The 9,716-nt window shown below is 68.2% G+C and carries 7 protein-coding genes; 1 reads left to right on the top strand and 6 read right to left on the bottom strand.

What is annotated here, in order from left to right; translation table 11 throughout:
- Positions 1-109: 109 nt before the first annotated feature.
- A complete protein-coding gene (gene cysD / locus ASE86_RS06335) occupies positions 110-1,009 on the bottom strand; it encodes a sulfate adenylyltransferase subunit CysD (protein ID WP_056423755.1) in 900 nt (299 codons plus the stop codon).
- 141 nt (positions 1,010-1,150) lie between these two features.
- Here cysD and ASE86_RS06330 point away from each other — a divergent pair, with 141 nt between their 5' ends.
- Complete coding sequence (locus tag ASE86_RS06330; protein WP_056423754.1) at positions 1,151-2,134, top strand: diguanylate cyclase domain-containing protein; 984 nt, start codon at positions 1,151-1,153, stop codon at positions 2,132-2,134.
- Positions 2,135-2,318: 184 nt separating this feature from the next.
- Here ASE86_RS06330 and ASE86_RS06325 read toward each other — a convergent pair whose 3' ends face one another.
- From ASE86_RS06325 to ASE86_RS06305, 5 genes are read right to left on the bottom strand one after another with little or no spacing between them, the layout of a single operon-like run.
- Complete coding sequence (locus ASE86_RS06325; RefSeq protein WP_156347043.1) at positions 2,319-3,221, bottom strand: TniQ family protein; 903 nt, start codon at positions 3,219-3,221, stop codon at positions 2,319-2,321.
- 11 nt (positions 3,222-3,232) lie between these two features.
- Positions 3,233-4,954, bottom strand: coding sequence for a TnsD family Tn7-like transposition protein (locus ASE86_RS06320; protein ID WP_056423750.1), 1,722 nt, complete (start codon positions 4,952-4,954; stop codon positions 3,233-3,235).
- 6 nt (positions 4,955-4,960) lie between these two features.
- Positions 4,961-6,565, bottom strand: coding sequence for an ATP-binding protein (locus tag ASE86_RS06315; RefSeq protein WP_056423749.1), 1,605 nt, complete (start codon positions 6,563-6,565; stop codon positions 4,961-4,963).
- A 10-nt stretch (positions 6,566-6,575) separates the two neighbouring features.
- Entirely contained in the window at positions 6,576-8,702 is a 2,127-nt protein-coding gene (locus tag ASE86_RS06310) for a hypothetical protein (RefSeq protein WP_056423747.1), read from the bottom strand.
- Positions 8,702-9,553 (bottom strand): TnsA endonuclease N-terminal domain-containing protein, encoded by an 852-nt coding sequence (locus ASE86_RS06305; RefSeq protein ID WP_162233313.1) that lies wholly within the window; start codon positions 9,551-9,553, stop codon positions 8,702-8,704. Before ASE86_RS06305 ends, ASE86_RS06310 begins: the two co-directional genes overlap by 1 nt.
- Between the last annotated feature and the right edge of the window lie 163 nt (positions 9,554-9,716).

The following is a 9,716-nucleotide window of genomic DNA, read 5'->3' as shown; positions in this document are numbered from 1 at the left end:
GGGGGGGGGGGGGGGGCGGGCCGCGACGGATGTCGCAAGAGGAGAGCCCCCTCCGTCAGCGCTTCGCGCTGCCACCTCCCCGTGCCGGGGAGGATGTTGAGACCGCTCATCAGAAATACCCCTCCGCCTTCTTCTTCTCCATGCTCGCCGCCTGATCGTGGTCGATCGCGCGCCCCTGCCGCTCGGAGGTCGTCGTCAGCAGCATTTCCTGGATGACCTCAAACAATGTCGTCGCTTCGCTCTCGACCGCGCCGGTCAGCGGATAGCAGCCGAGCGTGCGGAAGCGGATCGAGCGGTCGACCGGCACCTCGCCCGGCGCCAGCCGGAAGCGATCGTCGTCGACCATCAGCAGCATCCCGTCACGCTCCACGGTCAGGCGCGGAGCGGCGAAATAGAGGGGCACGATCTCGATCCCCTCGCGCAGGATGTACTGCCAGATGTCGAGTTCGGTCCAGTTGCTGATCGGGAAGACGCGGATGCTTTCCCCCTTGGCCTTGCGCGCATTGTACAGCCGCCAGAGCTCCGGCCGCTGCGCCTTGGGGTCCCAGCGGTGCGCGGCCGAGCGGAAGCTGAACACGCGTTCCTTCGCGCGGCTCTTCTCCTCGTCGCGCCGCGCGCCGCCGAATGCCGCGTCGAACCCGTGGAGCGTCAGCGCCTGCTTCAGCCCCTCGGTCTTCCACAGGTCGGTGTGCACGCTGCCGTGGTCGAACGGATTGATCCCGCGCGCCTCCGCCTCCGGATTGCGGTGGACCAGCAGTCGCATTCCCGCCGCAGCGGCCGCGCGATCGCGCAGTTCGTACATCGCGCGGAATTTCCAGGTCGTATCGACATGGAGCAGCGGAAACGGCGGCGGCGCGGGGTAAAAGGCCTTGCGCGCCAGATGCAGCATCACCGCCGAATCCTTGCCGATCGAATAGAGCATCACCGGATTTTCGGCCTCGGCGACGACTTCGCGCAGGATGTGGATCGATTCGGCTTCGAGCGCGTCGAGATGGGTCAGGCGGGACATGGTGGCGCCTATCTAGCCACGGCGAGCGGCCTTGCCGCAAACAATTGCTTGGGGGCGGCGAACGTCACCCGCGAGAAGTCGCTTGTCCGGTGGCCCGCCATGAGGGATCAAGCGTGCCCAAGGGTGACGGGCAGGACGGACATGAAAGCGGCTTTCGAACGGGCGCGGGCGGCACTCGATTTCCTGGAGCGACACCAGATCGATCCGTCGCCGGTGCATTTCGACCTGGCGCTGCGTTATCGCACCGATCCCGGTGGAGCGCTCGGGCGGCAGATCGCCGTACTGACCGATGGCGGCCTGCGGCTGACCAGCGAACAGGTCGCAGGGCTGGTCGAGCGGCATCTGGACGGGGATGCCGATGCGTCGATCGGCGCGCGGGCGCTCGCGGTATCCGAACAGAGCGCGCAGCTCAGCACGCTTGCTTCCGATGCGCATGACCTGACCGCGGCGCTCGGCCGCGACGTCGGCGATTTCGCGGCTGACCGGGCCGGCTGGCCGGACACCGCCGATATCTTTTCCAGCCGTCTGACCCAGGCCGAGCGCGACCTGGCCGACATGCGCGGCGAAATCTCGGCTCTGCGCCAGCGGGTCGCGGCGGCACGCGACGACGCCGATGGCTCGCACGGCGGCGCGTCCGACCGGCTGGCCGACCCGGTTATCGACACGATGACCGATGCGCTGACCCGTCGCGGCGCGGAAGCGATGCTGGCGCAGTTGGCCGACGACGACCGCGGCGTCGCGCTGGTCCTGATCCAGCTCGACGACCTGATCGCGATCAACGACCGTTATGGACAGTCGGTCGGCAACAATGTGCTGAGCGCGCTCGTCTCGACACTTCGCCAGACCTTTGCCGGGCAAGAGCTGATCCGGTGGAGCGGCAACGAATTCGTGATCGTCGTGCGCGACACCGCGGTGTCGGTCGTCCGCGACCGGGTGCGCGAGGCCCTCGATGCGCTGTCCGCCCGGCGCCTGCGGTTGCGCGACAGCGGCGAATTCATCGGCACGGTGACCGCTTCGGCCGCAGTGCTGGCGGGCCGCGCCGAATCGGGCGTCACCCTGCTCGGCCGCGCGCGCCAGTGCCTGGCCGAAACGGCGGACCTCGGCGGCAACCGCATCGAAGGCTGAGCGGGGGCGCCGGTCTGTAGCCTGACAATGTAATTCTCCGCCACTCCCTCTCGTCGGGGTGGGTGCCGACCGGGGTTGAATGACATCTAAGTTTTCCGGCAAACCTGCCCCCTGAATGCGCATCCGCGATCCGCACCGCAGAAGGTTAGCGCCTGCGACAATAGAGACTTCCGTGGGAAGCTCGTCAACGCCGCCCATACCGTGCGGAGAGCAGGCCCTCCAGCAGGAGATGGTGGAGCGGCGGACTGACATGCTCGCCGGTGAGCAGCGTCGCGAGCCATCCCTGCTCGCATCGACCGTCGCGCCTCAGTCGCGGCCATAGGTCGAGCGATTCACCCCAGCGTCCGTCCATTGCCTTGGCGATGCCGGGCAGGTTCGCCTCACCGATCCTGTTCAGCAGCCCCAGCCCGTCCAAGCCCTGAAGGTAGGCCTCCCGCCTGTCGTCGGGATGCGTCTCCCCGCAATCGTTCAGCACCGACTCGCTCTGCCGCGCGAGATCGAGAAGGGTTGCCATGACCCATGGCTCCCGGCCCTCGACCACCTGCGCGCCGTCGGGTGGGCAAGTGCCGGGTATGGCCGCCACGTAGCGCTTGCGACGGTCCGCTGGTTCGACCGTGGAGAAGCGCAGCGGCACCGCATGGTCCGGGCACACCATCACGGATGGCAGCTGATGGACGCGGCGCCACCACAAATCATCATGACGACCCAGCATCGCGGCGCAACAGGCGGAGCAGAAGCGCAGCCGACCAGGCGGTGGAGCCGCCGACCACCGGCTGCCCAACACCGCGTGCGGACGACGACCCTCCCCCGCCATGGCGCGGGCAGCGACACGCGCGAGGGCGGGCTCCGTATAGTGCGCGTAGTATTGGATCAGCGTCCACTCGCGGCCCGCGCCGCCGTCGTCGCACGGGCCGAACACGCCGGATGCCATCACGCGATCAAGGCCTGCCGGCAGGTCGTCGAACAACGCGAGATCAGCACCGAAGAGCGCCTCATGCAGCAGGCGCGGACGCGGCGTGCCCAGATAGCGGGAAGCGCGGGCCATCGCCGAGTAGAGCGTCTCGTCGGCACGCGGCCTAGTGATCACCTCTGCCGGTATCACGCGGCAACCCTGCCACGGTCCCGCAGCGACGAGATCGCATCACGCACCGCCGGCAACCAACCCATCGGCAGACCTGCCGCCCGCAGCACCTCGCAGGCACGCAGGTCACCCGTCCTCACCGCCTCGGCCACCTGCCAGTCGAGCCGTCGACGCCGGAAAGCGTCGGTCCCTTCCACCGCACCGCGGAGAACCTCGACCGTCTGGGGCAGCTTCGCCCTGCGCTTGGCCACCCAGTCGCGCTTCGAGATGCGCCGTTCCATCTCGGCGAAGGTGACACGCACGGGCGGCATCTCGGCGGCGACCACGTGCGCCGCCTGACGGGCCGACCGCGCCAGACGCGTGTCGATCGAGAACCAGTTCCGCTTCGCGCGCGCCCGCCCCCTGACGCGTCGCGCTTTGACCGTCACGGCGGCGACATTCTTCTGAGCCGGCACGACGCCGGACGGCATGGCGTTCCACGGCACCACGACACCAGCCATCGCCGCTTCCCGCATCAAGGTCTTCGGGTCGAGCCCCAAGGCACGCGCCGTGCCACGCAACGTGCCGCCCCGCTTGAGGGCACCGCACAGGGCGGGCGCGAGCAGCGGACCGAAGCGGCGAAACCTGGGTTCGCCGACCGTTCCGTCCGGTCGTCGGGCGATCGTGTAGAGGTAGCCGCACGCGCATGCGAAGTCGCCGTAGAGGGTTCCCCGGTCGCTGCGGACGACGACGTCGCGGATCACCTCGCAGCCATGGTGGTCGGCGGCAGGGTTGCGGCACGGCCACGGGCCGGTGCCGAAGGGACGATCCGCACGCCTGGATCCCTGCCCGTCCAACATCGCCGACAGCATCAGGTGCTGGTGCGGATGTGCCGCGCGACGGCCGGTCCGAACCATCGCGGCGAGCCAGGAGCGCTCGCGGTCTTCGCCCAGCTCCAGACCCGGGATCAGATCCGGCACCCCGCCCCAGCGGGCCATGAAAGCGTCGAACAGCGCAGGGTGGTCGACCTTTCGCGCGGAGCGCATCAGGCCGGCTTCGGTGAGGCGGGCACGAAACGCCTTGGCGCGATCGGCATGGTCCAACGCAGCGGGCGGTGCGTCCAGCAGCGCCGACGCAAGCGTAGCCAGCTCGAGGAGCCGAGACAGATCCGCATCGGAAGCCGAACCGATGGCGAGGTCGGCATCGCCACGACAGACCACCCGCGACGCGGCCACGAACGAATGCCGGTTGCCATCGCCTGGATCGACATCGCTGATCCGCAGCACCGTGCCATGAACGGAGCAGACCGGGACGCCGGGGAGCTGATGGTCACGCCGCCACCACGCATCGCCGAAGTCGGCCTCCATCGCGTCCAGGCAGTCAGGACAAAACCGCAACCGCTGCGGCGGCCGGACCTTGAACGCGGCGAGACCCAGCTTGGTGTAGATCCCGCTTACATCGCCCCGCATCGCTTCACGGACCTGCGACCTAACCTCGATGGGCATGAACGCCGTGTGGAAGGAGAACAGGGTCGCATCGTCGATCAGCCGGTCGACGGCAGCGTCACGGGCATGGTCGGGCTGGTCGCGCACGAGCGTGGCGAGGTGGCCGGGAAGACCCACCCCCGCGATCGCCCAGCGCCGACCCAGCAGCTCGCGCATGAATGGACCCGCTTCGGGCGCCTGCAGGTAGCGTCCGCATCGCGCCACCACGCTGTAGAGCAGTTCCTGCTCGCGGCGGTCAGGCAGGTGGCACAGCATGGCGCGTCAGGCGGCGGCCGCGATGCCGCTACCGGAGTCAGAGATCGCGCCGGGCACGTTCTCGCGGGCGGCATGCGCCCGTGCCGCCACCTGCCGAAGGTCGCCGTCGACATAGGTGGCCGCGACCTCATCGGGCGTCAGCGGCCTGGACCTCTTCTTCGCGCCGGCCGCCTGCATGCCGGTCAGGATGTCATCGACCTTGGCGAAATAGGCGGGCATGTTGCGGTTGTCCGGCGGCCCCAACGCCTCCGAGGCCTGACGCATGACCTCCGCGATCGTGGCCTCGTCGAGCTTGCGCCACTCGAGGTTCTCGCGGACGATCGCGGCGTTCTGGCCGACGTGCGCCGGACCGCTCCTGCCCGGCGCGTCAGCGTCCGCATCGATCCCGGCCAGCGGACCGTCGGCCTCGCGCAGCGACTTCCAGAACGCGCGCTGCATCGGCACGATGTCCTCGAACTTGGCGATCTCGCCGGGCTTGCCGCCCTTCAGCGCGTCGAGCAGCTTGCGCATGGGGGCCAGGTGCTTCGCCGCCGCCTCGCGGATCACCTTCTCGGTGATGATCTCGGGCTCATCTCCTCCGCTCGCCTTGTTGTCGTCGATGACGCGGACCTGCACCGCGATCCACAGCTTCACGACCAGGTCGACCACACCCTGAGTCTCGTCATGAAGGGCGTCGATCATAGCATCGTCGAGCGGGGTCGGCACGGCCGTCCACTGGTAACCCCACAGCTCGCGCACGAACTTGCGCCACTGGCCGTCTGTCCGTTCGAACCGCGGCCACTCGGCCGACGCCAGGCCGATCGCCCGGCGGCCCATGCGACCGGTCCGCTCGAACCGCTCCGCCGCCGACATGGTGCCCACGAAAAGCACCGGCACGCCGATCTTGTTGATCAGCGTGGTGAGGAACGTCATCAGCAGGTGCTCCTCGTCGCCGGCCTTGCCCAAGTGCTGGATCTCATCAACCACCAGAAGGCCGATCGAGTGGCGGTTCGCCACCACGACCATGTGGCTCATCATCGATTCCTCCGACGCGTTCTCGCCGCCGAAGAGGGTCTTGTAGGTCGTCTGGCCCAGCAGCGCGTCGACCTCCATGAAGAAGTCGGCGCACAACGCCCGAATCGAGCCGCGCGGCGGGCACGCCAGCTTCAGCCAGACGATCTGGACCTCGCCGTCGTCGTGCCGCACGACCTGCGGGTATCGGCCAAGGACGCGGTCCAGCGTCAGCGTCTTGCCCATGCCGGGCAGACCGATCAGGCACGAGCTGTCCGCCTTCCTGATGACGACCGGCGATCCGGGGGAGAGCAGGTCCCCGGCCTCAAGGGCCGCGGCGACATCGTGCTGCCTCGCCTCGTGCGACCGGTTCGACCCGTCGCGTCCGAAATACCCCTCGCGCAGGACGGCGTCCACGCCGCGCGCGAACTCGGCCTGCCTCGCGCCAGCCCGGAAGAACCGGGTCAGGCGGAGGATCTTCAGGTATCGATCCTCATGCGGCAGGGCGCGCTCGTCCTCGTCGCGGCTCGGGAGCGAGTTGAGCGCCAGCACCCAGTCGTGCAGCGACAACGGGCGAGGCAGTGCCTCGATGTAGCGGTTGCCGGCATAGTCGTCGGTCATCGGCTGATCCTCACGGCAGATAGTCGTTCATGCGGTTATCGCGGTCGTTCGACGAGGGTGCCGCGCCGCCGTCCAGCGCCTTGCCCAAGGGCTCGACGTCGTTCGCGGCCACCGACGTCGTCGGCAGCCCGGTGCCGCGGCGGCTCCGCTCGCGATCGCGCTCGTCCACCTTGTTGGGCCTGTGGCCCTGAGCCTGGCTGGCCGTCAGGGGGCGCTTACGCTCGGCCTTAGCGGAGGCGTTGATCCCGCCGATGGTGCTCGACAGGCGTGCCAGCCCGACGAACCGGTCCTGCTGTCGATTGGCCGTGTCGACGTCATCCGCCTTCTTGAGCGCCGTCGCGTCGTCGAACGATACGTCGGCATAGGCGACGGACCTGTCGGTCAGTTCGAGCACGACGAAGTCGGACCCGTCGTCACCGGCCTCGTGCAGGTAGATGTTGGTCGTGCGCAGCGGGTGGTAGGAGACGCGGGCCGCCTTCACGCCATCCTGGCGCGCCCGATCGAAGACCTTCCACTGCTCGCGGCCGGCCGGCTTGTAGTAGAGGTTGCGATACCGGTAGCCCATCGGCGTGACCGTTGCGTTCGCGACGGGCAGCAGCGCGAACTCCACCTTGGACACCGACGCGCGGGTCAGTTCGTCCATGCCCCGGTCGATGCACCAGTCCCACAGCATGACCGGGATGGCGGGAACGCCCTCGGCGATCATCTCGCGCGTGCGCGGATAGTCCACCAGCTTGTTGTGGTTGTTGAGGAAGATCGCGACCTCGATCACGCAGGCCGTGACCTCGTTGAGGTTGAGGATGGCGTCGCGGCGGTAGTCGGCGTCACCCCGCTCCCGCACCTGCTTCTCGATCATGCCGTCGAGCTTCGTGCGCAGCAGCCGGTGGAACTGGTCGAACTTCTTCTCGGTCGAACCCTTCTGGTCACCGCGGTAGGGGGCCGCCACCTCGACGGTGACGGTCGACTTCGACACGAACTCGGTGGCGTCGAAGCCCTCGAATTCGCCCCGATCCGCCATGTACCGCGCGGGGTTCAGACCCTGCACCGGCCATTGGCCCGCCTCGATGTCGACGCCGTAGCGGGCGCAGAACTCGACCTTGTCCTCGACGACGTTGCGAACCGCCAGCCCCGCCGCCAGCCACGAGGCGTTCTCGAAGCCGACGTAGATCCCGCAGATCATCTTCGATAGGACGTCGGTGACCTGGTAGAAAGTCGGCCGGCTGACCGGCACCGTTCGGTTGATCTCCGACACGCAGCCGATGTCGAGCGGCGTCGAGTCGATCTCGAACCTGCTGCCGACGCCCATCAGGCCCGCCACGGCGGTGCCGACGATGCCGCGCATGTCCTTGTCGTATTTCGATCCGCCCGCGCGCTTCCGGCGGATGCCAAGGATGTCGGGATGCTTGTCATACCAGTAGCGGAACTGGCGGAACGAGGGATAGCCCGACTGCGCGAACTCGATCCTGGGGAACCACTGCTTCTTGCCCGTGACGGGATCGACCACCTCGTCGACGAAGAAGTCGGTCATGGTCAGTTCGTATGCGCCCTTCAGGCTGTTCTTCCGGTTGCCGACGTAGAACCGGTCGAGACCCTTCTGGAAAATCTTCTCCATCTGCCTGGTGACGTTCACGCCCAGCGGCTTGCCCTCGCCGGGACGCCGCCCGAGCTTCGTCTCGCCAGGCGTCCGGTCGCCGCGACCGCACCGGGAGAAGGAGGGCGTAAGCGCGTTCTCGCTCATGCCGAACCGCCAATACCGGTCGAACGCGCTGTGCACCGTCTTGGCGGATGCGACGCCCTCGCGTTCCAGATCCGCGATGGCACGGCCCCGGACCCGATCGTCGAAGATGTCCGGCACCCGTTCCAGCAACGGCTGCAGCAAGCCGAACAGCTTGCGACGGCGCTTGATCTGAGCCTCCGTCAGCTTGGCGGGGTTCGGATGGCGGTCGAAGGCATGGTCGAGAAGCAGCTCGGCGCCCGCCCTGATCTCATCCACCACCTCGGCCCGCGGCCTGCGGACGAGCCGCGTGTCGGGCGCGTCCAGGTCGAACAGCACGACGTCGTCGCCCTCGGCCCAGACCACGCGGAAGTGACGGGGCTCCTCACCGCCGTATCGGATCACGTCCCGGCCGACCAACATCACGCTGCCTCCGAATTCGTAGCGGCAACGACGAAGTCCGACGCCGGCCGTGACAGCTCAAACTTGCGATCCATGTCGAACGCCAGCGCGCGACGGGCGCACAGCAGACGCACGCAGGTGGGAAAGTCGCGGCGGGCAAGCGTGCCGTCGGCATCCAACCCGCGTGCGATGGCGTCGAGTGTCCGGCGGCCGCCGCCGGCGATCGCCTCGTGCACGATCCCACACGCCGTGCGCCAGTGGCCGGTCGGTCGATCAGGATCGGGCCGAACGCCGAGCATGAATTCGATGTTGACCTTGCGCACCTTCGACAGATGCTGGTCGGTCAGCAGGAACCAGTCGACGCCCCGCTCGGCCCAGTAGCGACGCTCCAGCTCCAGCTTCTGCAACGTGCGACCGATCTTCACCCGCTCGCGGCGATTGCGCGCTGCGCCCAGGTCGATCGCCGACTTCTCCTTGATGGCACGCGCAAGCCTGACGGCCTTGCCGTCCTCACGCCGGGTCACGACCAGGTCGCTGGTCACGACGATCGGCTCGCGCGGCCTGCCGTCGGCAGGATGGCTGATCCGCATCTCCGCGGCGATCCGCAGCGTGTCCTCGATAGGCAGCGGGTATTGCTCCTGGATGTCCTCGACCGCCGGATCCCACTGGAAATCTCGATACGCGGCGGTCTCCCAGTCGGAGAGCGTGTGGATCACCCGGCCGCCGCTGGCGATACGGCTCGAGCGACCTCGCGACGCGACGTCATGGACGAACAGCCAGGGCGTGTAGCCGACGCCCTCGCCGCGACCACGGCCCTGCCGGGCGCGGTTCTCCATCACGGCACGCGTCTGCGTGCGGTTCCTCTTCTGCATGTCAGGGCCTTCGAATCGGTGGCGACGGGTGCGCGAGTCGCGGACCATCATCGCCGAACGGCGTTAAGGTCCGGTTTTCCACCGGACCCCGCGAGCGATCAGCCGCGTATCGCCGCAGCCGAGCGATGCCACCTTGGTGGCTCGCGCATCGATCTCTCTTCGA

The sequence above is a fragment of the Sphingomonas sp. Leaf33 genome, assembly GCF_001421785.1.
Lineage (GTDB): Bacteria > Pseudomonadota > Alphaproteobacteria > Sphingomonadales > Sphingomonadaceae > Sphingomonas.
The sequence above is the reverse complement of the archived record's forward strand: the minus strand, read 5'-3'. Positions and strand labels throughout refer to the sequence as shown.